At 63.7% G+C, this 25,495-nt stretch carries 20 protein-coding genes and 1 riboswitch; of the genes, 3 read left to right on the forward strand and 17 right to left on the reverse strand.

Annotation, left to right across the window (positions count from 1 at the left end):
• The first annotated feature begins 132 nt into the window (after window positions 1-132).
• Together JAO85_RS09330 and JAO85_RS09335 are read left to right on the forward strand one after the other, a co-directional pair.
• Entirely contained in the window at window positions 133-1,491 is a 1,359-nt protein-coding gene (locus JAO85_RS09330) for a M23 family metallopeptidase (protein WP_202787936.1), read from the forward strand.
• 141 nt (window positions 1,492-1,632) lie between these two features.
• Window positions 1,633-2,772, forward strand: a complete 1,140-nt coding sequence (locus tag JAO85_RS09335; RefSeq protein ID WP_012836935.1) for an anhydro-N-acetylmuramic acid kinase — start codon at window positions 1,633-1,635, stop codon at window positions 2,770-2,772.
• Between the two features lie 28 nt (window positions 2,773-2,800).
• Here JAO85_RS09335 and JAO85_RS09340 read toward each other — a convergent pair whose 3' ends face one another.
• The 11 genes from JAO85_RS09340 to rplM form a co-directional block, all read right to left on the reverse strand.
• Window positions 2,801-4,153, reverse strand: coding sequence for an LLM class flavin-dependent oxidoreductase (locus tag JAO85_RS09340; protein WP_202787937.1), 1,353 nt, complete (start codon window positions 4,151-4,153; stop codon window positions 2,801-2,803).
• A 13-nt stretch (window positions 4,154-4,166) separates the two neighbouring features.
• The gene (locus JAO85_RS09345; RefSeq protein WP_202787938.1) at window positions 4,167-4,892 is read right to left on the reverse strand and encodes an ABC transporter ATP-binding protein; all 726 of its coding nucleotides are present in this window, start codon (window positions 4,890-4,892) and stop codon (window positions 4,167-4,169) included.
• Entirely contained in the window at window positions 4,889-5,746 is an 858-nt protein-coding gene (locus JAO85_RS09350; RefSeq protein WP_202787939.1) for an ABC transporter permease, read from the reverse strand. Before JAO85_RS09350 ends, JAO85_RS09345 begins: the two co-directional genes overlap by 4 nt.
• Before the next feature lie 12 nt (window positions 5,747-5,758).
• Entirely contained in the window at window positions 5,759-6,742 is a 984-nt protein-coding gene (locus JAO85_RS09355) for an ABC transporter substrate-binding protein (RefSeq protein ID WP_370552200.1), read from the reverse strand.
• Window positions 6,743-7,163: 421 nt separating this feature from the next.
• Entirely contained in the window at window positions 7,164-8,465 is a 1,302-nt protein-coding gene (locus JAO85_RS09360) for an NCS2 family permease (RefSeq protein WP_003061737.1), read from the reverse strand.
• 163 nt (window positions 8,466-8,628) lie between these two features.
• A complete protein-coding gene (gene xdhB, locus JAO85_RS09365; protein ID WP_202787940.1) occupies window positions 8,629-11,055 on the reverse strand; it encodes a xanthine dehydrogenase molybdopterin binding subunit in 2,427 nt (808 codons plus the stop codon).
• A gap of 1 nt (window position 11,056) precedes the next feature.
• Window positions 11,057-12,661 carry a xanthine dehydrogenase small subunit gene (gene xdhA, locus JAO85_RS09370; protein WP_202787941.1) on the reverse strand — a complete coding sequence of 535 codons (1,605 nt, stop codon included), beginning with the start codon at window positions 12,659-12,661 and terminating at the stop codon, window positions 11,057-11,059.
• Between the two features lie 318 nt (window positions 12,662-12,979).
• Window positions 12,980-14,434 (reverse strand): multidrug transporter subunit MdtD, encoded by a 1,455-nt coding sequence (gene mdtD / locus JAO85_RS09375; RefSeq protein ID WP_370552201.1) that lies wholly within the window; start codon window positions 14,432-14,434, stop codon window positions 12,980-12,982.
• An 82-nt stretch (window positions 14,435-14,516) separates the two neighbouring features.
• Window positions 14,517-14,882 (reverse strand): iron-sulfur cluster insertion protein ErpA, encoded by a 366-nt coding sequence (gene erpA / locus JAO85_RS09380; RefSeq protein ID WP_003059000.1) that lies wholly within the window; start codon window positions 14,880-14,882, stop codon window positions 14,517-14,519.
• Between the two features lie 211 nt (window positions 14,883-15,093).
• The gene (gene rpsI, locus JAO85_RS09385; protein ID WP_003059002.1) at window positions 15,094-15,486 is read right to left on the reverse strand and encodes a 30S ribosomal protein S9; all 393 of its coding nucleotides are present in this window, start codon (window positions 15,484-15,486) and stop codon (window positions 15,094-15,096) included.
• Between the two features lie 10 nt (window positions 15,487-15,496).
• Complete coding sequence (gene rplM, locus JAO85_RS09390; RefSeq protein WP_003059004.1) at window positions 15,497-15,925, reverse strand: 50S ribosomal protein L13; 429 nt, start codon at window positions 15,923-15,925, stop codon at window positions 15,497-15,499.
• A 332-nt stretch (window positions 15,926-16,257) separates the two neighbouring features.
• On the opposite strand from rplM, the gene JAO85_RS09395 reads away from it, so the two are divergent.
• Entirely contained in the window at window positions 16,258-17,124 is an 867-nt protein-coding gene (locus JAO85_RS09395; protein WP_202787942.1) for a 23S rRNA (adenine(2030)-N(6))-methyltransferase RlmJ, read from the forward strand.
• A gap of 88 nt (window positions 17,125-17,212) precedes the next feature.
• Here JAO85_RS09395 and JAO85_RS09400 read toward each other — a convergent pair whose 3' ends face one another.
• The 6 genes from JAO85_RS09400 to JAO85_RS09425 form a co-directional block, all read right to left on the reverse strand.
• A complete protein-coding gene (locus JAO85_RS09400; RefSeq protein ID WP_370545617.1) occupies window positions 17,213-17,956 on the reverse strand; it encodes a septal ring lytic transglycosylase RlpA family protein in 744 nt (247 codons plus the stop codon).
• A 73-nt stretch (window positions 17,957-18,029) separates the two neighbouring features.
• Complete coding sequence (gene metF / locus JAO85_RS09405; protein WP_054074380.1) at window positions 18,030-18,857, reverse strand: methylenetetrahydrofolate reductase [NAD(P)H]; 828 nt, start codon at window positions 18,855-18,857, stop codon at window positions 18,030-18,032.
• 77 nt (window positions 18,858-18,934) lie between these two features.
• Window positions 18,935-20,131 carry a TlyA family RNA methyltransferase gene (locus JAO85_RS09410; RefSeq protein WP_202787943.1) on the reverse strand — a complete coding sequence of 399 codons (1,197 nt, stop codon included), beginning with the start codon at window positions 20,129-20,131 and terminating at the stop codon, window positions 18,935-18,937.
• Between the two features lie 302 nt (window positions 20,132-20,433).
• Complete coding sequence (gene ahcY, locus JAO85_RS09415) at window positions 20,434-21,864, reverse strand: adenosylhomocysteinase (protein ID WP_003061721.1); 1,431 nt, start codon at window positions 21,862-21,864, stop codon at window positions 20,434-20,436.
• A gap of 75 nt (window positions 21,865-21,939) precedes the next feature.
• A riboswitch (S-adenosyl-L-homocysteine riboswitch) is annotated at window positions 21,940-22,036 on the reverse strand.
• Window positions 22,037-22,054: 18 nt separating this feature from the next.
• A complete protein-coding gene (locus tag JAO85_RS09420) occupies window positions 22,055-22,762 on the reverse strand; it encodes a response regulator (protein WP_202787944.1) in 708 nt (235 codons plus the stop codon).
• A gap of 35 nt (window positions 22,763-22,797) precedes the next feature.
• Window positions 22,798-25,491 carry a sensor histidine kinase KdpD gene (locus JAO85_RS09425; RefSeq protein ID WP_202787945.1) on the reverse strand — a complete coding sequence of 898 codons (2,694 nt, stop codon included), beginning with the start codon at window positions 25,489-25,491 and terminating at the stop codon, window positions 22,798-22,800.
• Window positions 25,492-25,495: the final 4 nt, after the last annotated feature.

The raw sequence follows: 25,495 nt of genomic DNA on the forward strand, positions 1-25,495 counted from the left end.
GGTCAATTCTAGACTGCTCCCTCATAAAGACCTCTTTGGATGGACTTATGGCACGGTAGAGCTGCTGGAGACGTGTCAGTCGTAACAAATACCAACTCCACCGACACGCTTTCCCAAGGATTTGATGTTTTGATGACTGGCTTGAAAAATGCCGGCGGTGCTCTGCTTGCGCGGCTGACATCGGCTCTGCAAAAACACCCCAAGCGCGCCACGGCGGCGCTGGCGACGGTTTTGCTGACCGGTGGCAGCGGCGCCTTCGCAGTGGCCAGCCTGGGCCCCGACCCCGCCGACCTTCCCGTACGTACACTGACCGAACCCGTCACCTCCCTGGCCGCCGGCCAGGATCTGGCCGATCTGACGGATCTGCAGTCCTTCTCCCTCTATCGCTCCGAATACACCCGCAGCAACGACACCACCGAGTCGCTGCTGCAGCGCCTTGGCATTGCCGACCCGCAGGCCGCAGCCTTCATGCGCAGCAACGAAGCCGTGCGCCAGAACGTGCTGGGCCGCGCCGGCCGCCTGGTGTCAGCAGAGACCACACCCGACCAGCAACTGAGCCAGCTGACCGTTCGCTGGGCTCCCAGCGAAGACGGCAGCTTTCAGCGCCTGACGGTGGAACGTGTTGACGGCAAGCTGCAATCCAAGATCGAGACCGGCAAACTCACAGCCAGCCCCCGCCTCGCGGGCGGCGTGATTCGCTCTTCCTTCTTTGCCGCCACGGATGCCTCCGACATTCCCGACAGCATCTCCATGCAGATGGCAGACATCTTCCAGGGTGAACTGGACTTCCGCCGCGGCCTGCGCAAGGGTGACCGCTTTGCCGTGGTCTATGAATCGCTGGAAGCAGATGGAGAGCCACTGCGCGCCGGCCGCGTGCTGAGCACCGAGTTCTACAACAATGGCAAGTCGCATCAGGCCATGTGGTTCCAGGAAGCAGGCAAGAAGGGCGCCTACTACACGCTGGACGGCAAGAGCCTGCGCCAGGCCTATCTGAACTATCCCGTGGAGTTCTCGCGCATCAGCAGCGGTTTTTCCATGCGCGTCCACCCCATCCAGAAAACCTGGCGCGCTCATCTGGGCACCGACTTCGCAGCCCCCACGGGCACCAAGGTGCGCACCGTGGGCGACGGCGTCGTGTCCTTTGCCGGCGTGCAGAACGGTTACGGCAATGTGATCTTTGTCGATCACGCCAACCAGCACACCACCGTCTACGCCCACCTGAGCCGCATCGACGTCAAGCGCGGCCAGCGCGTGGACCAGGGCGACATCATCGGAGCCGTGGGCTCCACGGGCTGGGCCACCGGCCCTCATCTGCACTTCGAGTTCCGCGACAAGGGCGAGCAGCGCGACCCGCTGACCATTGCCCAGATCACCGACGCCGCCCAGCCCATCTCCAAGGCTGCCCGCCCGGCCTTCGAGCAGCAGGCAGCGCAGATGCGCATCGAACTTAACGCCGGCACGCAGTCGTTCGCCTTGGCCAGCACACGCTGATCCACCGCTGCGACTCAACCTGAGGGCTGCAAATTGCAGCCCTTTTTCATTTCCGCATCAGAATCGTTTGCAGCGACCGCCAGGAAAGCCGCAAACGCTACAGCTAAGATAGTAAACCGCACGCCAACCCTCTGATCTGCCATGCCCAATGCCATTGAACAAGCCGCTCAAAGCAACCTCTATATCGGCCTGATGTCCGGTACATCGCTGGACGGCGTCGACGGGGTTCTCGTGGACTTCAGCCAGGGCACGCGAGTGCTGCAACATGCCAGTTGCGGCTTCGACGCGGCATTGCGCGCCGAGTTGCTGGCCCTCAACACCGCTGGTGGCCAGGACGAGCTGCATCGCGCCGCCCTGGCCGCCAACGCACTGGTGCGCCACTATGCACAGGTGGTGCAGCAACTGCTGACTGCAGCCGGCGTCCGGGCCGGGCAGATCGCAGCCATAGGCGCCCATGGGCAGACCGTGCGCCACCGTCCGCAAATGTTCGATGGCACGGGCTATACGCTGCAGCTCAACAACCCCGCCCTGCTGGCCGAGCTGACCGGCATCAGCGTCGTCGCGGACCTGCGCAGCCGCGATGTGGCGGCAGGCGGCCAGGGCGCGCCGCTGGTACCGGCCTTTCACCAAAGCGTGTTCGGCAGGCCCGCTGAAACCGCGCTGGTACTCAATATCGGCGGCATTGCCAATCTCAGCGTGCTGGGTGCCGACGGCTCGGTGCTCGGCTTCGACACCGGCACCGGCAATGCGCTGATGGACGGCTGGTGCCTGCGCCATACCGGCAGGAGCTATGACGAGAGCGGCCGGTGGGCCGCCAGCGGCAAGGTCCTGCCCGAGCTGCTGGCCGCCATGCTGGGCGACCCCTATCTGGCCCAGCAGCCGCCCAAGAGCACGGGGCGCGATCTGTTTCACGCCGAGTGGCTGGAGCGGCATCTGCAGCAGCATGCGGCCCAGGCCGCCGCAGTCGATGTACAGGCGACCCTGGCCGAATTCACGGCCGCCAGCTGCGCCCATGCCGTCCAGCGTTTCGGCAGGGGCGGCACCGAACTGCTGGTCTGCGGCGGCGGCGCACTGAACACCTATCTGATGCAGCGTCTTGCCGCCCTGCTGCCGGGCGTGAAGGTGGCCTCCACGGCAGAGTGCGGCCTGCCCCCGCTCGAAGTGGAAGCAGCCGCCTTTGCCTGGCTGGCACGTCAATGCCTGCTGGGCCTGCCCGGCAATCTGGCCAGCGTGACAGGCGCCAGCGGCCCGCGCATTCTGGGCGCCATCCACCCCGCTTGACCGCGCGGCCGCCGGCCCGCCTGCAGGCTCAGGCCGCTACTGCGGCATCCGCCTGCGCCTTGTGCTGCACCACAGGCAGATCGGGCAAGCCGAAATGGCCGCGCAGCGTGCTGCTCTGGTAGTCGCTGCGAAACAACCCGCGCTTGCGCAAAATGGGCACGACCTCGCTGGCAAACAGCTCCAGCTGCTGGGTGATGACCGGTGGCATCACATTGAAACCATCGGCGGCGCCCGTGCGGAACCAGTCTTCAATCGTGTCCGCCACCTGCTCGGGCGTGCCGGCAATTTCCAGATGCCCGCGCGCCCCTGCCAGTCGCTTGAGCAGCTGACGCAGCGTGAGTCCATCGCGCAGCGTGGTCTCCACATAGCCCATGGCGCGACTCCTGGAAGCCTCCACCAGCGCGGGGTCGGGAAAATCGTCGCGCGTCAAGCGGCGGTTCAGCGGCAGACTGCTGAAGTCATGGCCGCCAAAGCGGGCCGACAGGCGCCCCAGCCCCACGTCGATGCTGGTCAGGCTGTCGGGCTCCTCCCACACCTGGCGGGCTTCGTACTCCGTGGATCCGATCGCGGCGCTGATGCCCGGCAAAATCACAATATCCTCGGCCCTGCGCCCCAGAGCCTTCGCCTGCCCCTTGATATCGGCATAAAAGCCTTGTGCCGACTCCTTGCTGCCATGCGCCGTGAAAATGGCCTCGGCCCATTGCGCGGCAAAGGCCCGGCCCGTTTCGGACTGCCCGGCCTGCACCAGCACCGGACGGCCCTGGGGGCTGCCCGGCACATTCAGCGGTCCGCGCGTACGGATATGCGTTCCCGCATAGTTGACGGGGCGCACCTGGCCTATGTCCAGGAACTGGCCCGATTCGGCATCGTCCACCACTGCCCCGCCCGGAAAGCTGCGCCATAGCGCATCCACTGCGGCCACGAACTCGTCGGCGATGCGGTAGCGCTCGGCATGCTCCACGTTCTGCTGCAGCCCGTAGTTCTCGCCGGCCCGGGGCAGCCAGGAGGTCACGATATTCCAGCCTGCCCGGCCCTTGGAGAGATGGTCCAGCGTGGCGAACTGCCGCGCCAGCGTATAGGGCAGGCTGTAGGTGGTGGAAGCCGTGCCGATCAGCCCGATGCGCTCGGTATGCTGCGCCAGCGCCGCCAGCAGCAGCAGCGGCTCCAGCTGGCCTGAAGAAGCCATCTGCCCGTTGTCGGGCCCGACCAGCCCGTCGGCCAGAAACACGGCATCGAACTTGGCGGCCTCGGCGATGCGGGCCGCATCCACATAGAGCTCCAGATCGGTCAGTGCCTTGCGATTGGCTCCGGGGTGACGCCAGGCACCTTCGTGGTGGCCTCGTGTCATCAGAAACAGGTTCAGGTGTAGTTGTCGTGTCATGGCAGGGCTTCTTTCAGGAAAATTCGGCTTCCACACCCAGGCTGCGCAGCAAGGTCGTGCGCAGCTGCATGAAAGCGGGGTGATCCGGTCGCCGCGGATGGGCCAGATCCAGCGCATGGTCTTCGGCGATCTTTCCGTCCCTGAGCACCAGAATCCGGTCTGCCAGCAGCAGGGATTCGTCCACATCGTGGGTCACCAGAATCACCGTCGGGCGTATGCGCTCCACCATGCGCCGCAAGAGGCCTTGCATGCGCATGCGGGTCAGCGCATCCAGGGCGCCAAAAGGCTCGTCGGCCAGCAGCACATGCGGCTCGCGCAGCAAGGAGCGAGCCAGTGCCGCTCTTTGCTTTTGCCCACCGGACAGGGTGGCGGGCCAGGCCCCGACCTTGTCTTCCAGGCCCACCTCGCGCAGTAATTGCACTGCGGCGGGCCGGGCCGCCTGCGCATCCAGGCCCAGCGTCAGGTTGTCCAGCACCGTCAGCCAGGGCAGCAGGCGCGAGTCCTGGAACAGCACTGAGACATTGCCATGGGCCAGCGCCGCCCCCGAACTCCGGGCCTCGGCATCGAGGCCGGCCAGGGCCCGCAACAGCGTGGTCTTGCCCGAGCCCGACTCCCCCAGCAATGCCACGAACTGCCCGGAGGCGATATCGAGATGGAGGTCGTCGAGCACCTGCTTGCCATGGAAGCTGCGACTGAAGCCGTGCAGTTGCACGGTACCGGTCAATGATGGATGGCTCATGATCCCAGCGACCTCCGATAGGACAGCACATGTGCCTCCAGGCGCCGCACTGCGGCATCGGACAGCAGACCCAGCAGCGCGTAGATCAGGATTCCCACCACGATCACATCGGTCTGCCCCCAATCGCGCGCACGGTTCATCAAGTAACCGATGCCGGTCTGCGTGTTGATCAGCTCCAGCACTACCAGCGCCGTCCAGCACAGCGAGACCGCCATGCGCAGGCCGACAAAAAAGCCTGGCAAGGCACCCGGCAGGGCCACCTTGCGGATGAATTCGGCACGCGACAGTCCCAGCGTCTGCGCCAGCTCCACATGGCCGATGTCTATGCTGCTCAGCGCTGCATGGGTGTTGATATAGATGGGAATCAGCACGGCGGTGAAGATGAGGAAGACCTTCATCGCCTCGCCTATGCCCAGCCAGATGATGGCCAATGGAATCAGCGCCAGCGTGGGAACGGCCCGCTTGATCTGCACCAGACCATCGATCAGGGCCTCGCCGCTGCGGCTCAGTCCGGCGACCAGCGCCAGCAGCACGCCTACCACAATGCCCAGAAACAGCCCTGTGTAGGCTCGCCCGGCCGAAGCCAGCAGATGCGGCAGCAGGCTTCCATCAAGGGCCATTTCATAGCCTGTACGCAATGCCTGCGACGGTGCCGTCAGCGTCTCGGACGAAAGATATCCCAGGCGCGATGCGGCCTCCCATACCAGCAGCAGCAGGGCCGGCCCGGCCAGCAGCATGCCCGGCGACAGGCGGGCCGGCACCAGTGCCGGGGCCTTGCGGTCTGGCACGGCAAGCGGCGCTCCGGTCTGAGACTGCCAGCCGGCCACGCGCGCTTCCAGAGGAATCGGAGTCATCACGGCAACTCCTCAGCGATTGGCGACGATCACGCCGTCATAGCTCGCCACAAAGGAGTCCCTGGCATCCAGGCGCCGGGGCAAACTGCCAGCGCTGTGCAGGATGTCGATGAGCTTCTGATGATGGGGCTGGGCCTGTGCGGCGGTCTGGAACTCGAGTGGAGCCTGCGCCGCCTGTATGGCCGCAGCGCTCTCGGCATCGAGGCGCTGGAAATTGCGCAGGTAATGCTGCTCCCATTCCTTGCGATGGACATTGCTCCAGCGCCCCGCGCGCACGAAGGAGGCCAGGAATTCGCGGATGGCCTCGGCCTTCTGCGGATCGGCCAGCACCTCCGGGCGGGCATAGATATAGGAGGTGGAAGGCAGCAGCTGACGCTCCAGTGGATCGGGCACCACACGCGCACCAATCTGCCTGGACAGCCGCGTGACATGCGGCTCGGCAATGGTGGCGACATCAACGGCACGGGCGCGCAAGGCATCGTTGAGCTCGGCCACGCGCAGATGCACCAGCGTGACATCCTTGAGCGTCAGGCCCGCCCGGTTCAGCGCCTCGATGAGGAACACCTGTCGACCCGAGCCTTCGACATAGCTCACGCGCTTGCCGCGCAGATCGCTCAGGCGCTCCACCCCGGCACCGGCATGCTGGAGCAAACGATATTCAGCCCTGGCTCGGGTGAAGGTCGCGATGATGGGCAGGTTCACGCCTGCTGCGCGCGCCTGGATGGGAGGCGTGTCTCCCACATAGGCCATGTCGAGTGCCCCGGCGCGGATGGCCTCGAAAATGGCCGGACCGCCGGCAAAATTGGGCAGCTCCAGCTGAAAGCCGGTCTTCTTGCGTTCGCCGCTGGCATCCAGCAGATGGCGAATCAGCTCGCTCTGGTCAGCGACGACCAGCCTGGTCTTGGCGTCCACCGCAGCATGCGCAGCACCGGTGATGCCGGCTGCCGCCATTACCAGCCATGAAGGCCCGGCCAGCAGAAATCGACGCTTGTCCACTTTCTTCTCCCATGTATGCAATGGGACGGATGCTAGGGAGCAGTCGACAGATCAAAAAATATTGATTTCAAATTTGGAAACAACCAACTCATCCGAGCGCCGGTGTCGGTCCAGCGGACGCGCATGGATTTCGCTGTGCTGTCAGGCACTTAAGGCGGCAGGCGCCCATCGAGGCCAGGCGCACGAACGCACAACAAGCTTTGATTCGGCAATATGCTCATGAAATCAATGTTGTTGAGGCCCGGGGAAATGACTGACCATCCGGGCGTCTGCCTATCAAGGCACAGGCCATCGGCAGGCCTGACCCTCACAATGCAAAAAGCAGCCCGACCCACCAGTAGCCGGACTGCTTCTCGCATCTTGGATGTCCTGCCCGGCTGGCTCCTTCGAGCCATGCCGGGTTCGATCAGCGCCTGAAGACTCAGTGACCGCCGACGTAGATGAACTTGAACAGGAACAGGGCAGCAATCACCCACATGATCCAGTGCACCTCCTTGACCTTGCCCGTGCACAGCTTGAGTACGGCATAGGTGATGAAGCCGAAGGCCAGGCCGTTGGCGATGGAGTAGGTGAAAGGCATCATCAGCGCGGTGACGACTGCAGGTATGGCTTCGGTGGTTTCATCCCACTGCACTTCCGTCAGGTCACGCAGCATCAGGCAGGCCACGAACAGCAGAGCAGGCGCAGTGGCATAGCCGGGCACGACACCGGCCAGCGGCGCGATGAACAGGCAGGCCAGGAAGAGCATGGCAACCGTGAGAGCCGTCAGACCAGTACGGCCGCCGGCCTGCACACCGGCAGCGCTCTCCACATAGGCGGTGGTGCTGGAAGTACCCAGGATGGAGCCCACAAAGATCGCGCCTGAATCGGCCAGCAGCGAGCGGTTGAAACGCCCCATGCGCTCGGGCACCAGCAGGCCGGCGCGGCGCGCCACGCCCATCAGCGTGCCGGTGGCATCGAACAGCTCCACCAGAAAGAACACCAGCACCACATTGAGGAAGCCCGTGGTCAGCGCCGTCTTAATGTCGAGCTTCATGAAGGTGGGCTCGATGGAGGGAGGTGCCGAGAAGATGCCGTGGAAGGTGTTGCCGCCGAAGAAGAACGAGGCCACTGTCACGGCCAGGATGCCGATCAGCAAGGCGCCCGGCACCTTGAGGCGGTCCAGCACCACGATCAGCAAAAAGCCCAGCAGCGCCATGATGACCTCGGGCTTGTGCAGATCGCCCAGCGTCACATAGGTGTTCTGGTCGGCCGCAACCACACCGGCGGTCTTGAGCGCGATCAGCGCCAGGAAAAGACCCAGACCCACGGTGATGGAAACGCGTATGGACTGCGGTATGCCCTTGATGATGAGCTCACGCAGTCCCAGCATGGTGCAGATCAGGAACAGACATCCCGAGACGAACACCGCCCCCAGGGCAGCCTCCCATGTATAGCCCATCTTGAGCACCACCACGTAGGCGAAATAGGCATTCAGCCCCATGCCCGGCGCCAGCGCAATCGGGTAGTTGGCATACAGCGCCATGATGGTCGACCCCAGCGCTGCGATCAGGCAGGTGGCGACAAAGACCGAGCCCTTGGGCATGCCCGCATCCCCCAGAATGGAGGGGTTGACGAACATGATGTAGGCCATTGAAAGAAAGGTCGTCAGCCCTGCGACCAGTTCCGTGCGCACATTGGTGTTGTGCTCCCTGAGTTTGAATATCCGCTCTGTCCAGTTCATTGCATAGTCTCCGTGTTGTTTTGCATGCGAGGCGCAACGCGAGGAACGCGCCCGGTCCTGCGCCGCCAAATGGACGGCGCAGCACATGGCCTTGCCCCGCGGCAAACAGCCATGACTCAGAATGGCTGCCGCCCCGCAAGGCGACAACACCTGTGAGGAAAAACTAGCCAGTGTGCCCTTGAACGGCTTCCACTGCGCGCAGGATGGCTTCTGACGTGGCAGGCGCCTGCAGTGGAGGGTTCACGCGGTGCTCGCCGGCGGCCGACACCGCATCGCGAATCGCGAAGAACACCGAGAACGGCAGCAGCAGCGGCGGCTCGCCCACGGCCTTGCTGCGGTGGATGGAGTCTTCATAGTTGTCACCCTCGAACAGGCGCACATTGAAGACCGGCGGGCAGTCATTGGCCGTAGGAATCTTGTAGGTGCTGGGCGCGTGGGTCGTGAGCTTACCGGTTTGCGGATGCCAGACCAGCTCCTCGGTGGTCAGCCAGCCCATGCCCTGAATGAAGGCACCCTCCACCTGGCCCACATCGACGGCCGGGTTCAGCGAGCGGCCCACGTCATGCAGCACATCGGCACGCAGCAGCTTCCATTCGCCCGTCAGCGTATCGATGACCACTTCGCTGACGGCCGCGCCATAGGCAAAGTAGAAGAAGGGGTGGCCCTTCATGCGCTTGCCGTCCCAGTGCAGCCCGGGCGTCGCATAGAAGCCATCCGACCACAGCTGCACACGCTGCAGATAGGCGGCGCGCACCAGCTCGGCAAACGGCACATTCTGGCCATTGACCTGCACCGCATTGTTGGCAAAGCGCACGTCATGGGCATCGCCGCCATGCAGGCGTGCGGCGCATTCGGCCAGACGCTCGCGCAGCTGGCGTGCGGCATCCTGTGCGGCCTTGCCGTTGAGGTCGGCTCCCGTCGAGGCAGCCGTGGCCGAGGTGTTGGCCACCTTGCTGGTATCGGTGGCCGTCACACGCACATTCTCGAATGCCACGCCCAGCTCATGTGCCACCACCTGCGCCACCTTGGTGTTCAGGCCCTGGCCCATTTCGGTGCCGCCATGGTTCACGAGAATCGAGCCATCGGTATAGATGTGGACCAGCGCGCCGGCCTGGTTGAAGTGGGCCACATTGAAGGAGATACCGAACTTCAGCGGTGTCAGCGCCAGGCCGCGCTTGAGCACGGCACTGCCGGCGTTGAAGGCATTCACGGCCGCACGGCGCGCACGATAGTCGCTGGACTCCTCCAGCTCGGCCACCAGCTCGTGAATCACGTTGTCGGTCACGACCTGCTCGTAAGGCGTGATGTTGCGCTCGCCCTTGCCGTAGAAGTTGACGCGCCGCACATCGAGCGGATCGCGCCCCAGGCTGCGCGCCACCGTATCCAGAATGTTCTCGATGGCAATCGCGCCCTGAGGTCCGCCAAAGCCACGGAAAGCCGTATTGCTCTGGGTGTTGGTCTTGCCCATATAGCCATGCATGAGCACATCGGGCAGCCAGTAGGTATTGTCGAAATGGCAGAGCGCACGCGTCATCACCGGCGCCGACAGATCGGCAGAGTGACCGGCGCGCGAGACCATGGATATCTCGGCTCCCAGCACGCGGCCTTCATCGTCATAGCCCACTTCGTACTCATACCAGAAGCAGTGACGGCGACCGGTGATCATGAAGTCGTCGTCGCGGTCCAGGCGCAGCTTGACCGGTTTCTGCAGCCTGATTGCCGCCACGGCCGCCACGCAGGCGAACAGCGCCGACTGCGACTCCTTGCCGCCGAAGCCGCCACCCATGCGCCGGCATTCCACATGCACGCTGTGCGAAGCCACGCCCAGAGCATGAGCCACCAGATGCTGCATTTCGCTGGGATGCTGGGTGGAGCAATGAATATGCACGGCTCCGTCTTCCTTGGGCGTGGCGTAGCTGATCTGTCCTTCCAGATAGAACTGCTCCTGCCCGCCCACATCGAAGGAACCCTTGAGGCGGTGCGGCGCGGCATCCATGGCGGCGCGCGCGCCGCCTTCGTGGGTGCTGCGCTCCAGGTGCATGGGCGGCATCACGTACTGGCCCAGCTCATGGGCCTTGCGCGGTGTCAGCACGGGCGGCAGCTCGCTGATGGTGGCCGCAGCCTTGGCCAGGGCGGCCGCACGTCTTGCCGCATCGCGCGAGCGGGCAATCACGGCGAACAGGGGCTGGCCCACGTAGCGGATTTCGCCATCGCACAGAATCGGGTCGTCATGAATGATGGAGCCGCAGTCGTTGACACCGGGGATGTCGGCAGCCGTGATCACCTCCACCACTTCGGGCATGGCGCGCACGGCCTCCAGCGCCAGCGCCGTCAGACGGCCGTGGGCCACGGGCGAGAGCCCCAGCGCGCAGTGCAGCGTGCCTTCCAGCTCGGGCAGGTCGTCGATATAGGCGGCCTCGCCGGCCACATGCAGGTGTGCGGACTCGTGCTTGCGGCTGACGCCCACGCGCGCGCCCTGATCATGGGCCTTGGCTTCGGTCACTTCGTCAATGCGATAGGCCTGATTCTTGCGGTAATCGGCAAAGGCTTCCGCCACCAGTTCATTCGTCAATTCAAGGGGGTTGTTCATTTCAGACTCCTTGCTCCACGGCGGCGGGAACGACGTGGGGCATCACGCTCCAGACACTGGTCGCATCAGTGCCCTGCGGCTGATCGGCGCGCGTTTCCAGCCACAGACGCTGGATCAGGTTCTGCGCCACCTTGAGGCGGTAATCGGCGCTGGCGCGCATATCGCTCATGGGCTTGAAATCCTGGGCCAGCGCGGCCTGCGCGGCCTTCACGTTTTCAAGGCTCCAGGGCTTGCCCAGCAGGGCCGCTTCGGCTGCCGCCGCTCTTTTGACCGTGGCGGCCATGCCGCCGAATGCCAGCCTGATGGATTGCACGCTCTCGCCATCAAGCTCGATGGCAAAGCCGGCGCAAAGGGCCGAGATATCGCAGTCGAAGCGCTTGCTGATCTTGTAGCCGCGCACCTGGCGCTGCATGGCCGCCAGCGGCACCGCCAGGGCCTGCACGAACTCGCCAGGCTCCAGCTGGTTCTTCATATAGTCCAGATAGAAATCCGTCAGAGGCATGCGGCGCACGCGCTCGCCCTTGCGCAGCTCGATCTGCGCATCCAGCGCCATCAGCACCGGCGGCGAATCGCCGATAGGCGAACCATTGGCCACATTGCCACCCATGGTTCCTGCATGGCGGATGGGCGTGGAGGCAAAGCGCAGCCAGACATCGGTCAAGCTGGGCCAGCGCTGCACCAGCGCACTCCAGGCCGATTCCAGCGAAGCCCCGGCGCCGATGTACAGCTCGCCGCCCTCGGCATCGGGCCGCACCTCGATGCGCTTCATCTCGGCCACGTCGCCGACATAAATCATGTCGCCCAGATCGCGGAACTGCTTGTTGACCCAGAGCCCCACATCGGTGGAGCCTGCCACGATGCGGGCCTTGGGCTTGGCCTCGCACAGGCTGGCCAGATCCGCCAGCGTGCGCGGAGCATGGAAGAAGTCCGTGCGCAGGCCCTGGGGCGCCGCATAGTTCAGACCCGCGTTGCCGGCCTGCAGGCCTTGCAGCGCAGCCACCACGGGCGCCGTATCCAGACGCACGGCAGGCAGATCGAACATGCGCTGACCGGCATCGAGAATCGGGCGGTAGCCCGTGCAGCGGCACAGATTGCCCGAGAGTTCGTCGGCCAGTTGCTGACGCGTGGGCTCGCTGCCCTGCTGCTGATGATGCTCATAGGCCGACCACAGCGTCATCACGATGCCGGGCGTGCAGAAGCCACATTGCGAACCATGGCACTCCACCATGGCCTGCTGTACCGGATGCAGGCTTTGCGGGCCTGCGGGCTTGCCGGCGCAGGCAGACTTGCCCGCGCACTGGCTCTTGAGGTCTTCCACCGTGAACAAGGCCTTGCCATGCAGGCTGGGCAGGAATTGAATGCAGGCATTGACGGTCTGCAGGCGCAGGCCGTTGACGGCCCCGGTATCGCCGGCTTCGGCCAGCTCGCCGATGACTACCGTGCAGGCACCGCAGTCGCCTTCGTTGCAGCCTTCCTTGGTGCCGGTGCAATGGGCATCCTCGCGCAGCCATTGGAGCACGGAGCGTGTGGGGTGCGGGCCTTGCACTTCCACCACCTCGCCGCGGTGGAAGAAGCGTATCGGTTGAGAGTTCTGACTGGTGCTCATGATCGTGGGACAGGGTGAGATTGAATGCCTGCATGCAAGATGCATTCCAAACGCAGCATTCGTCAAGATCGAAGGCTACGCCTGCAGGGGCAGCTTCTCATACAGACGCGCTCATAGGGGCTATGTAGCGCGTCATATATCCGTGACCAAAATCAAGGGTGAACCCGTACAAAACCCGGCTGCCTACGGGTAAGTCCCAGGAAGCGGGAGCATGGCAACACTCCCTTATCAATAGCTAATAGCGCTTTCCAATAAACAACTTCAAATTGAAAACAATCCGAAATCTTTTATTGACAAGCGCTATAAGCTATCAAATTTTCAGGCATCGCCACCATCCGGAGCCGGGCGCACAGGCTCGTCGGCATCGAGCTGGCTGAACACCAGCGTCGCCGCCAGCGTCATCAAGGCCACCGTCACAAAGGTGGCGCGAATGGCCTGCATGCGCTCATCGCTGTGCGCCGGCCACATATCGCTGAAGCCCGTCAGCAGGGCTCCGGCCAGTGCCACGCCCATGCTCATGGCCAGCATCTGCACCATGGACAGCAGGCTGTTGCCGCTGCTCGCAGACTCGCCCTCCATGTCCTTGAGCGTGACCGAATTCATGGCCGAGAACTGCATGGAGTTGAAGCCGCCGAAGATGAACAGCTGCACCAGCAGCAGCCAGACCGGCGTTCCCGGCACAACCAGCCCGAAGGAGGCCAGCATCACTGCCAGCATCACCGAATTGACCTGCAGCACGCGCTTGTAGCCAAAGCGCTGCACCGTGCGCACGGCAATGCGCTTGACCAGCATGCTGCCGGTGACGGTGGCCAGCATCATCAGACCCGCGTTCATGGGCGACATCTTGAGGCCGACCTGCAGCATCAGCGGGATCAGGAACGGCGCAGCACCGCTGCCGAAACGGGTGAACAGATTGCCCAGCAGGCCCACGCGCAGCGAGCGCACCTTGAACAGGCCCGGCGCAAACAACGGCTCGTCCACGCGCAGCGCATGCATCCAGTAGCTGGCCAGACTGGCCAGACCGAACACCATGAGCACCACCACCAGCGCCATGCCCAGCCCCATGCCGGACAGGCCGTCCAGCGCAATAGAGATGGCCACCATGCCGAAGGCCAGCATGGCATAGCCCTTGCCGTCAAAGCGGTGCACGGGCACCGGCGCGCTGCGCGGGAACCAGCGCCAGGTCGCCCACAGTCCGATCAGGCCCACGGGCACATTGATCCAGAAGATCCAGTGCCAACTGGCGTACTCCACCATCCAGCCGCCCAGGGTAGGCCCCAGCAACGGCCCGACCTGGCCCGGAATGGCGATGAAGCTCATGGCGCGAATGAACTCGCCACGCGGATAGGTGCGCAGCACGGCCAGCCGCCCCACGGGCAGCATCATGGCGCCGCCCACGCCCTGCACCACGCGTGCCGCGATCAGAAACGGCAGGCTGGGCGAGAGCGCGCACAGCACCGAGCCCAGCACAAACAGGCCTATCGCCCAGCCGTAGACGCGCCGCGTGCCAAAGCGGTCGGCCACCCAGCCCGTGGCCGGAATCAGCATGGCCGTGGTCAGCGCATAGGCCACGATGACGGACTGCATCTTCATCGGGCTCTCGCCCAACTCGGTCGCCATGGCCGGCAACGCCGTGTTGAGAATGGTCGCGTCCAGCGACTGCATGAAAAAGCCTATGGCCACCAGCCACAGCAGTCTTTCTTTATGGGGGGCACTATGGTGCGCGGCGGGCATCTCACCCATGGGCAGCTCCGGAACGAGGCGGCAAGGCAACAAAAAAGCCGCTGACTCGCAGCGGCTTAAGCAATATGCGAACGCCAGACCAGAGCGGCCGGCGCGCAGACAATCATTCGACTCAGACCGAGAAGCTGGAGCCGCAACCGCAGGTGGTCGAGGCATTGGGGTTCTTGATCACGAACTGAGCGCCCTGCAGATCTTCCTTGTAGTCGATCTCGGCGCCCACCAGATACTGATAGCTCATGGAGTCGATCAGCAGCGAGACACCGTTCTTGGTCATGGTGGTGTCGTCGTCGTTGGTGATCTCGTCGAAGGTGAAACCGTACTGGAAACCGGAGCAGCCACCACCTTGCACAAAAACGCGCAGCTTCAGATCGGGATTGCCTTCTTCGGCAATCAGATCGGCCACCTTGGCAGCAGCGCTGTCGGTGAAGACGATGGGGGAAGGCATTTCGGTGGTCGTGGTTTCAGCAACGGCGCTCATGGCATTACTCCGTAGTTTCTTGATTGCCTGAAATGGTACAGCAAGGGGCTCGGGAATACCGGCCGTATCTCTTTGTCGCCAGTGCAAGTGGGGGCTTTGCGCAAGCGCTGGACAAGGCTGCGGCCGCCCATGAAAAAACCGCCAGGAATTTGCATTCGAGGCGGCTTTTCTTGAAAAGACTCCGCAGAGTCTTTCCTGCAGGGGAAACGGATTAACGCTTCGAGAACTGCTTGGCGCGGCGTGCGGAGTGCAGACCGACCTTCTTACGTTCGACTTCACGAGCATCGCGAGTCACGAAGCCGGCTTGGCTCAGTGCAGGCTTCAGAGCTGCGTCATAGTCGATCAGGGCACGGGTGATGCCGTGACGGGTTGCACCGGCTTGACCGGATTCGCCGCCGCCATGGACGTTCACTTGAATGTCGAAAGTCTCCAGGTTCTCAGTCAGAACCAGGGGTTGCTTTGCGATCATGATGGAGGTTTCGCGACCGAAGTACTGCTGAATGTCCTTGCCATTCACAGTAATCTTGCCGGAGCCCTTCTTCAGAAACACGCGAGCGACGCTGGACTTGCGACGGCCTGTGCCATTGTTCCAATCACCAATCATCTAGGTCTCCTTAGATTTCCAGAGCCTTAGGCTGCTGTGCGGTATGGGGGTGCTCAGCACCGCCGTAAACCTTCAGCTTCTTGATCATGGCGTAGCCCAGAGGACCCTTGGGCAGCATGCCCTTGACGGCCTTCTCGAGAGCACGGCCAGGGAACTTGGCTTGCAGGTCGCGGAAGTTGGTGGCAGTGATGCCGCCGGGGAAACCGGAGTGACGGTAGTACACCTTGTCCAGGTTCTTGGTACCAGTGACCTTGAGCTTGGAGGCGTTGATGATGACGATGTAGTCACCGGTGTCAACGTGAGGTGTGTAAATGGCCTTGTGCTTGCCGCGCAGACGGAGTGCCACTTCGCTGGCGACACGTCCGAGCACCTTATCGGTGGCGTCAATCACAAACCACTCGTGTTGCACCTCAGCGGGCTTTGCGCTGAATGTAGACATGAGTTTTCTCTTTCAAGAGGGTTTGGCGGTCCCTTTTCCGCGGTCGGTGCTTCTTCTTGAAAAAGACAGGTCTTTTAAAGGAAGCCTCTTAGGCGGGGTTACTCGGACCAATTTAAACTTGGCCCAAGCCTTCGCCGCGGGAACCATAAAATCGCTGCGAAGCCCGCCATTATACAAAAACGCCAGAATCTGCGTGTTTTCGTGCAGCAGCCTGTTGTGAAACAGCCCCTAGTGCCTGTTTCTCCCTCTGCACCCAGGCGCCGACAGCCTTTAAAGACCACAGGGTAAAAAGTGCTGTTCCCCTCTTGCCCTGCTGGTTACCATCCATTTCTATGTTCAGTTACCGCCACGCCTTCCATGCAGGCAATCATGCCGATGTGCTCAAGCACACCGTTCTGATTGCCACCGTGCAATACCTCACGCAAAAAGAGGCTGCGCTGACGGTGCTCGACACCCACGGCGGCGCCGGCCTGTACCGCCTGGACGGCGACTACGCCAGCAAGAGCGGCGAGGCCGAGGAAGGCGTGCTGCGCCTGGCTGCCGCCAAGGAGGCCGAACTGGCCCCTGTGTTGCAGGACTATCTGCAGATGGTGCGTCGCTTCAACCAGGGCAATGCCATCCGCAACTATCCCGGCTCGCCCTTCATCACCCAGGCGCTGCTGCGCGGTCATGACCGTCTCAAGGCCTTTGAGCTGCACCCCACGGACATGCGCTCTCTGACCGGCAACATGGCCCAGCTGGAAGTCAGGCGCCAGGTCACCATCCTGCATGAGGATGGCTTTGAAGGCGTGAAGAAATTCCTGCCTCCGCCATCACGCCGCGCCTTGCTGCTCTGCGATCCGAGCTACGAATTGAAGACCGACTACGGCCGTGTGCTGGACATGGCGGCGGACGGTCTCAAGCGCTTTCCCACAGGCACTTACGCCGTCTGGTACCCCATCATCCCGCGCCCCGAAGCCCATGATCTGCCCAAGCGGCTCAAGACCATGGCCACCAAGGCTGGCAAGAGCTGGCTGCATGCAACGCTCACGGTCAAGAGCAACAAGACCTCCGAACGCGGCGGCCTGCCTGCCAGCGGCATGTTTCTGATCAACCCGCCGTTCAATCTCAAGGATCAGCTCAAGCCCGCCATGCCGCAGCTGGTCAAGCTGCTGGGTCAGGACAGCAATGCAGGCTTTACGCTGGAGTCTGGCGGCTGATTGGAGGCTGTAGGCCGGCCCTTGCCGGCCCTCTGCAGTCCGGGCGCGCCAGCTTCACTGGCAGCCCCCCTTCAACAGCAATAATGGTTCAGCGCTTGCGCTTGGCGGTCTGGGAGACCTTGCGCGCGGGCTGATTCGCGGATGCCGCGCGCGTCTTGGAGGCGGAGACTCCCTGCGCCACACTGGGATGGCGCTTCTTGCCCGAAGCATTGAGCGTGGCCGGGCACTCGTCCTCATCGGCGTCCAGCTGCCACAGCTCCACGGGCTTGATGCCCAGACCCAGCATGCCCAGCTCCTGGGCCGCGGCCTTGCTCAGGTCGATGACGCGACCGGGCGCGAAGGGGCCGCGGTCATTGATACGCACCACCACGCTCTTGCCGGTCACGGAGCTGCGCACGCAGACACGCGTCCCGAAAGGCAGGGTCTTGTGCGCTGCCGTCATGTCCATGCTGTCAAAGCGCTCGCCGCTGGCCGTCTTGCGGCCGTGGAACTGCTCGCCATACCAGGAGGCCAGGCCCGCCTGGTCGCTTTCACGCGGAGGGCTCAGCTCGTACTTGTTGCTGTCTTCGGGCAGGTCTGCCTTGTCGGCATCCGCAGGCTTGTTGGCCTTGACGCCCAGGCCTTTGTCGCGATAGTTGCTGCGCGCATAGGCGTCGGGCAGCAGGGGAGCGGAGACCGTGGGCTGCGCACCCTTTTTTCGGGGCTGGCTCTGAGCGACGGGGGGCTGTTCCTCGGGCTTTTCCTGCAGCGGAGCACAGCCGGCCATGGTCGCGGTGACGACGGCAAGACCTATCCACTGACAACAACGCAAGCGCCAAAATTTCGGTTGCACGGGCGCAATCTCCTTGAAAGCTCAAGTGAGAGCCGCCCAAGACCGGCCGCCTCGCGGCCGGCAAGCTTTTGGCTTACAGACCCAGACGGTCGCAGATCTCCAGAGTGGCGACGCTCTGGTTCATCGTATAGAAGTGCAGCCCGGGAGCACCCTGGCTGCGCAACTGCTCGCATAGATGAGTCACGACATCCAGACCGAACGCACGAATGGAAGCGGTGTCATCTCCGAACGCCTGCAGACGCAGACGAATCCAGCGCGGAATCTCGGCACCACATGCATCCGAGAAGCGCATCAGCTGTGTAGAGCTGGTAATCGGCATGATTCCTGGCACGACCGGCACGTCGAGCCCCAGAGCCCTCACCTCATCGACAAAGCGCATGTATGCGTCGGCATTGTAGAAGTATTGCGTGATGGCGGAATCTGCACCAGCGCGCACTTTAGCAACAAATGCGTCCAGATCGCTGCGAGGGGACTTTGCTTGGGGGTGAGTTTCAGGATAGGCGGCAACTTCGATGTGAAACCAGTCGCCGAACTCCTGGCGCACGAAAGCCACCAGATCGCTGGCGTACTGGAACTCGCCGCCCAGGCCGTAGCCGCTGGGCAGGTCGCCACGCAAGGCGACGATGCGCTTGACGCCCATAGCCTTGAGTTCGTTCAGCTCGGCGCGCACTTTCTCATGCGTGGCGCCGATGCAGGAGAAGTGCGAGGCCGCGCCCACACCCTCGCTCTGAATGTCGCGAACCATGGTGAAGGTGCCTGCCTGGGTGGAGCCGCCCGCGCCATAGGTCACGGAGCAGAACTCGGGCTTGCGCGCATACAGGGCCTGGCGCACGCCCACATGCTTGGCAGCGCCTTCGGGCGTCTTGGTGGGGAAAAACTCGAAGCTGACGGGAAAGCTCATGGCGGTCTATGTCTCTGAATCCTGGATCATGTGCGGGCGTCGAAGGCTCGGCACCCGCCACGCTTTTTACTCAACGCTCAACGTTCGTTGCGCTTTTTCTGCTTGCTGCGGGCCGGGCCGGGCTGGCCGAAGCTGGCCACCTCGGGGTCTTCATACAGCTCCTGCTTGGCGCGCTGGGCCTTGATGTCGGCACGCGAAGGGCGCTTGGCGACCGCCTTGACGGCCGGCTTGGCCGCAGCCGCTTCGTCTGCAACGACGGGGGCCGGAGCCTTGACTTCAGCACCCTGCTGGGCCCAGACAAAGAATTCGTGATTGCCGTCGCCGCCCTCTATGGGCGAGTCCAGCCACTGCTTGACGCTCAGCCCCAGATCGCCGAGGCAGTCGCGAATGCGCTTTTCGACCTCGGCGTACAAGGCCGTGTCGCGCACAATGCCGCCCTTGCCGATCTGGCCGGGCTGCAGCTCGAACTGCGGCTTGACCAGCATCAGCAGCTGGCCATGGGGCTTGAGCAGCTGCACCACGGCAGGCAGCACCAGAGTCAGCGAGATAAAGGACAGATCGCCGGTCACGAAATCAAAGGCCGGGCTGATGTCGATATTTTCGGTACCGGGCTTGCGGCGCAACTCCACCGGAGCCAGACCTTCGGCCCGGGCCTTGGCCTTGGCGGCGCGCTCGGCTTTGAAGCTCTCGACATCCTGCTCCTTGGCATCGTCGCTGTCGTCATAGTCCTCATCGACCTGACCGCCGTTGCGCATCCAGGCATAGGGAGCGACGGGCTGGGTGTCGTTGTCCTCTTCTTCCTCGATGACTTCGCACAGCGCCTCATCACAGGCCTTCTCCAGCAGCTCGGGCGTCAGCGCGCGGGCGTTGAAGCCCTCGACGCAGACCACGCGCTCATCATTCTTAAGGCGCTCGTGCAACTGGCCATGGCCCACGTCAATGCCGATGACCTGGGTCGCACCGGCCTGCAGCAGGCAATCGGTGAAGCCGCCCGTGCTCTGGCCCACATCCAGGCAGCGCAAGCCCTTGACGCTGAGGCCGGTCGCGGCCAGCGCGCCTTCGAGCTTGAGCCCGCCGCGCGAGATGTATTTGGCCTCGGCGGCGTCCAGCAGCTGCAGCTCGGCACCGGCAGGAATCTCGTCGCCGTTCTTGGCCACTTTCTTCCATGGCGCCAGCGGCGTCAGGCGCCACTCCACACCCGAGGCAATCAGGCGCTGGGCCTGGGAACGGGTGGCAGCATGACCTGCTTCAACCAAAAAAACATCTGCGCGCATAGCGTCGCTTCCTTTGAAATAAACCGGCGCCAGGCGCTGCACAAAGATGCAGCGGGCAAAAAGAAATCTTTTTAGATAGCTGCTTTCGCTTGATACCGCTTGATTTCAGATAAATATCCATCTGAAATCAATACATAACGTGCGCAAGCAGCTATCAAATAAAACCACGACGACCTCGATACTGGCGCTATCCACACCAGTAACAGCGAGCAAGCGCCGCCGCGCAGCGAGGCTGTCGTCCCCCTCCCGCATTGCGAAGCAAAGCGAGAGAGGGGGAAGCGGCGGGGCCGCTCAGGGGGTGCTTAGTAGCGGTATGTTTCAGGCTTGTAAGGGCCTTGCTTGCTCACGCCGATATAAGCGGCCTGCTCGTCGCTGAGTTCGGTCAGCATGGCGCCGACCTTCTTCAGGTGCAGGCGAGCGACCTTCTCGTCCAGGATCTTGGGCAGCACATAGACCTTGCCCACTTCATAGGCGTCGGGGCGGGTGAACAGCTCGATCTGCGCCAGGGTCTGGTTGGCAAAGGAGTTGGACATCACAAAGCTGGGGTGGCCGGTGGCGCAACCCAGGTTCACCAGACGGCCCTTGGCCAGCAGGGTGATCTTCTTGCCGTCGGGGAACTCGATCTGGTCCACCTGGGGCTTCACTTCTTCCCACTTGTACTTTTCGATCGAAGCCACATCGATTTCGTTGTCGAAGTGACCGATGTTGCAGACGATGGCCTGATCCTTCATGGCAACCATGTGCTCGTGGCGGATGATGTCCTTGTTGCCGGTGGTGGTCACGAAGATATCGGCCTTGTCGGCAGCGTATTCCATGGTCACTACACGATAGCCTTCCATGGCGGCCTGCAGGGCGTTGATGGGGTCGATCTCGGTCACCCAGACCTGGGCCGACAGCGCGCGCAGAGCCTGGGCGGAGCCCTTGCCCACGTCGCCATAGCCGGCCACGCAAGCCACCTTGCCGGCGATCATCACGTCGGTGGCGCGCTTGATGCCGTCCACCAGCGATTCGCGGCAGCCGTAGAGGTTGTCGAACTTGGACTTGGTCACCGAGTCGTTGACGTTGATGGCGCGGAACAGCAGCGTGCCCTTGGCCGACATTTCATTGAGGCGGTGCACGCCGGTGGTGGTCTCTTCGGTCACGCCCATGATCTGGGCCGACTTGCGGCTGTACCAGGTGGGATCCACGGCCAGCTTGGCCTTGATGGCGGCGAAGACGATGCGCTCTTCTTCCGAGCCAGGGTTGGCCAGCACGGACAGATCCTTCTCGGCACGCTTGCCCAGATGCATGAGCATGGTGGCGTCGCCGCCGTCGTCCAGGATCATGTTGGGGCCTTCGCCTTCGGTACCGGCGGCACCGAATTCAAAGATGGAGTGGGTGTAGTTCCAGTAGTCTTCCAGCGACTCGCCCTTGATGGCATAGACAGGCACGCCGGTTTCGGCGATGGCAGCAGCTGCGTGGTCCTGGGTCGAGAAGATGTTGCACGAAGCCCAGCGCACTTGTGCGCCCAGAGCCGTCAGCGTCTCGATCAGCACGGCGGTCTGGATGGTCATGTGCAGCGAGCCCGTGATGCGCGCGCCCTTCAGGGGCTGGGCAGCGGCGAACTCCTCGCGCACGGCCATCAGACCGGGCATTTCGGTTTCGGCGATCCTGATTTCCTTGCGGCCCCAGGCAGCCAGGGAAATATCGGTAATGGCCGAATCAGCGGGGTTGAAGCGCACGGCAGCGTTCATGGTTTTCTCCAAATCTTGAATGAAAAACCACGTTCTGCAGCAGAGGGGGAATAAACCGGCTCACCGCACAGAAAGCGTGGGCGAGCGTCGTTGCGGGATGAAATCCGAGCCTCACGCCCCGCGCAGACCAGCTCATGGCTGGCTGGGGAACGCTGCAACGCTCCTCGGATGGACGGCGATTATAAAGGAATCAGCCTTCCAGGCCCACCAAGCGATAACCGACTTGCAACTCGGTTACCAGATGCCGGGGCTGGGCCGGATCGAGCTCTATCTTCTGGCGCAGGTTGGCCATGTGCACGCGCAGATAGTGGGGGCGGTCCAGATATTCAGCGCCCCAGACCTGCAGCAGCAACTGGCGGTGGGTCAGCACCTTGCCATGGCCGGCAATCAGGGCCGCCAGCAGGCGGAACTCTATGGGCGTCAGGTGCACGGCCACTCCGTCGCGCCTGACATCGTGCGCCGCCAGATCCACCACCACCGTGCCGAAACGCGCACAGCTGCCGGGCTTGTCTGACGCCGACGCCTGCTGGCGGCGGCGCAGCATCACGCGCAGCCTGGCCAGCAGCTCGGGCACGCCGAAGGGCTTGGTCAGGTAGTCATCGGCCCCGGCGTCCAGCGCCGCCACCTTGTCCTCCTCCCGCTCGCGCGCGGACAGGATCAGAATCGGCAGCTGGCTCCAGCCGCGCAGCTCGGCAATCACGGTCTTGCCATCGGCATCGGGCAGACCCAGGTCCAGCACCACGGCGTCGGGCTGGCGGCTGGCGGCCTCGATCAGGCCGCGCCTGGCGGTTTCTGACTCGAACACCTGCCAGCCTTCGTCCTCCAGTGCCAGGCGCACAAAGCGGCGGATGCTGGCGTCGTCTTCAATCAGCAAGATGCGGGGTGCGGCGCTTGTCATGTTCGGATTTGCATGTGATGCACGGGATTGTCGGCTCATTCGTCCATGACCGGCTGCTCCGGCACGGGCAGGTGCACGCTGAAAATGGTGCCCAGCCCGGGGTCTGCCGCCGCCACCCGCAATCTGCCGCCATGGGCTTGCACAATCCGCTGAGCCAGCGCCAGGCCGAGCCCCATGCCGAACACGGCACTCTCCGCCTGCCCACGCGTGAACGGCTCGAACAGTTGCTCAGCCGACAGATGCACGGGCAGACCCGGCCCCGCGTCCTGCACGCTCAGCACGCAGTCGCCATCGGCCACGCTCGCTGCCACGGTGATCGTCGTGCCTTCGGGCGTGTACTTGATGGCGTTGTCCAGCAGATTGACCAGCACACGCTCCATCAGCACGGCATCGAGCTGCAGCAAGGGCAGATCGGCCGGCAGCGAGGTCTGCAGCGCATGAGCGGCCAGTCGCTCGCGCATCTGCGCCAGCGCGCTGCCCACCAGTTCGTCCACCGGCAGCCATTCACGCTTGAGCTGCACGCCGCCTTGCTGCAGGCGCGCCATGGCCAGCAGGTTGTCCACCAGTTGCTGCAGCGCCTGTGCCTGATTGCGAATCTGCACCAGCATGTGATGCGCCGGCCCCTGCGGCGCATGTGGCAAGGCCGCCTGGGCCGCGCCCAGGATGCCCGTCAGCGGCGTGCGCAGATCATGCGAGACGGCTGAGAGCAAGGTGTTGCGCATGCGCTCGCCCTCCATGGCGATCTGGGTCTGCTGCGCCACCTCCACAAAATGCACACGCTCCAATGCCAGGGCGATCTGGCTGGCACAGGCTTCAAGCAGACGGCGCTCCTCGGGCACTCGCAATCGTTGCGGTGCACGCAACTGCAGTACCAGCACGCCACGCGAACGCACGGGCGCCATCAGCGGCACATAAAGTGCCGGCGCAGCTGCCAGGGTATCGGTTCCATGGCCGGCCATCTGGCCATGCTCCATGCTCCAGCGGCCCACGCTGGTGTCGATCTGAGCTTCGCTGCCAAGCGCCAGCTGCAGGCGCTCATCGGCATCGGGCACCAGCAGCCCGGTCTGGGCATCAAAAACGCCTGAAATCGTGGTCAGCGCGATCTGCGTGACCTGCTCCTGCGTCAGCGCACCCGACAGGTCACGCGCCAGCCTGGCCAGCGCACCGGCCCGCCTTTCGCGCTCTGCGGCCACGCGCGCCTCGTGGCGCAGCCGCGCCGTGAGCTGGCCGCAGACCAGGGCCACACCCAGCATCAGGCTGAAGGTGAACAGGTATTGCGTATCGTTGACGCTGAAGGAGTTGCGCGGCGGCACAAAGTAGAAATCGAACAGCAGCACTGACAGCAGGGCCGCCCATGCTCCGGGGCCGCGTCCCCAGCGCACGGCGGACAGCACCACCACCAGCAGGAAAAGCATGACCACATTGGCCGGATCGAACACTCGCAGCAGCAGCTCCGCCACCGCTGTAGCGGCCAGACAAGCCAGGGTCACGCCCGCATAGCCCTTCCACGGAATGGTTTTTTCACGCGCCGCCGGCAATCGCAAGGTGCTCTCGTTCTTGCTTTGCTTGACGGACAGCAGCAGCACGTCCAGGCCGGGATCCAGCGCCGCAATCTGCTCGGACAGGCTGGAGGCACGCCAGCGCAGCCAGCGGCTCAAAGGTTCATGCACACGCGCCAGCACCAGATGACTGGCATTGCGCTCACGCGCAAAGTCCACCAGAGCCTGGGCCACATGGGCACCGGGGATGGTGGCCGTTTCCGCGCCCAGACGCGCCGCCAGCGCCAAGGTCTTGAGCACGGCCTCCTGCGCTGCCCGAGGCCTATGCTGGCGCTCCGGCGCATCCACATAGACCACCACCCAGTCGGCCTCCAGCCGCCTGGCCAGGCGCGCCACCTGGCGCACCAGGGCGTCGTCACCGGCGCGGCCGCCCACGCCCACCAGCAGGCGCTCGCGCGTGGGCCAGACATCGCCGATGGAGCGCTCGCGGCGGTAGTCACGCATGTCCTCATCGACACGATCGGCCGTACGGCGCAAGGCCAGCTCGCGCAGCGCCAGCAAATTGCCCTGGCGAAAGAAATTGCGCGAGGCCCGCTCGGCCTGCTCCAGCGGGTAGACCTTGCCCGACTTGAGGCGCTTGAGCAGCTCCTCGGGCGGGATGTCGACCACGATGACCTCGTCGGCATCGTCAAAGATATGGTCGGGCACGGTCTCATGGACCTGTATGCCCACAATGCCGCCCACCACATCGTTCAGGCTTTCCAGATGCTGAACGTTGAGCGTGGTCCACACCTCGATACCCGCCTCCAGCAGCTCCTGCACATCCTGCCAGCGCTTGGGATGGCGCGAGCCGCTCACATTGCTGTGCGCCAGCTCGTCGAGCAGCAGCACCTCCGGGCGGCGTGCCAGAGCTGCATCCAGATCGAACTCGTCCAGCTGCCTGCCCTGGTAGACCAGCGTGCGCCGAGGCAACAGCTCCAGGTCGTGCAGCTGCTGCTCGGTCTCGGCGCGGCCATGCGTCTCCACCAGCCCCACCAGAACCTTGCGTCCTGCCTGCCGCTCGCGCTGCGCAGCCGCCAGCATGGAATAGGTCTTGCCCACTCCGGCATTGGAGCCAAAGTAGATGCGCAGCTTGCCGAGATGGGCGCGCTGCCGATCTGCCTGCAGTTGAGCGACCAGCGCGTCGGGGTCGGGGCGCTGCGCGGCGGATGATGATGTGGATGAAGGCATCAGG

Origin of the sequence: Comamonas sp. NyZ500, from assembly GCF_016772095.1 — a bacterium.
In the GTDB taxonomy this organism is placed as follows: domain Bacteria; phylum Pseudomonadota; class Gammaproteobacteria; order Burkholderiales; family Burkholderiaceae_C; genus Comamonas; species Comamonas thiooxydans.

Coding starts and splice junctions, on each gene's coding strand:
- JAO85_RS09330 (WP_202787936.1), top strand. CDS start 133: ATGACTGGCTTGAAAAATGCCGGCGGTGCTCTGCTTGCGCGGCTGACA.
- JAO85_RS09335 (WP_012836935.1), top strand. CDS start 1,633: ATGCCCAATGCCATTGAACAAGCCGCTCAAAGCAACCTCTATATCGGC.
- JAO85_RS09340 (WP_202787937.1), bottom strand. CDS start 4,153: ATGACACGACAACTACACCTGAACCTGTTTCTGATGACACGAGGCCAC.
- JAO85_RS09345 (WP_202787938.1), bottom strand. CDS start 4,892: ATGAGCCATCCATCATTGACCGGTACCGTGCAACTGCACGGCTTCAGT.
- JAO85_RS09350 (WP_202787939.1), bottom strand. CDS start 5,746: ATGACTCCGATTCCTCTGGAAGCGCGCGTGGCCGGCTGGCAGTCTCAG.
- JAO85_RS09360 (WP_003061737.1), bottom strand. CDS start 8,465: ATGAACTGGACAGAGCGGATATTCAAACTCAGGGAGCACAACACCAAT.
- xdhB (WP_202787940.1), bottom strand. CDS start 11,055: ATGAACAACCCCCTTGAATTGACGAATGAACTGGTGGCGGAAGCCTTT.
- xdhA (WP_202787941.1), bottom strand. CDS start 12,661: ATGAGCACCAGTCAGAACTCTCAACCGATACGCTTCTTCCACCGCGGC.
- erpA (WP_003059000.1), bottom strand. CDS start 14,882: ATGAGCGCCGTTGCTGAAACCACGACCACCGAAATGCCTTCCCCCATC.
- rpsI (WP_003059002.1), bottom strand. CDS start 15,486: ATGATTGGTGATTGGAACAATGGCACAGGCCGTCGCAAGTCCAGCGTC.
- rplM (WP_003059004.1), bottom strand. CDS start 15,925: ATGTCTACATTCAGCGCAAAGCCCGCTGAGGTGCAACACGAGTGGTTT.
- JAO85_RS09395 (WP_202787942.1), top strand. CDS start 16,258: ATGTTCAGTTACCGCCACGCCTTCCATGCAGGCAATCATGCCGATGTG.
- metF (WP_054074380.1), bottom strand. CDS start 18,857: ATGAGCTTTCCCGTCAGCTTCGAGTTTTTCCCCACCAAGACGCCCGAA.
- JAO85_RS09410 (WP_202787943.1), bottom strand. CDS start 20,131: ATGCGCGCAGATGTTTTTTTGGTTGAAGCAGGTCATGCTGCCACCCGT.
- ahcY (WP_003061721.1), bottom strand. CDS start 21,864: ATGAACGCTGCCGTGCGCTTCAACCCCGCTGATTCGGCCATTACCGAT.
- JAO85_RS09420 (WP_202787944.1), bottom strand. CDS start 22,762: ATGACAAGCGCCGCACCCCGCATCTTGCTGATTGAAGACGACGCCAGC.
- JAO85_RS09425 (WP_202787945.1), bottom strand. CDS start 25,491: ATGCCTTCATCCACATCATCATCCGCCGCGCAGCGCCCCGACCCCGAC.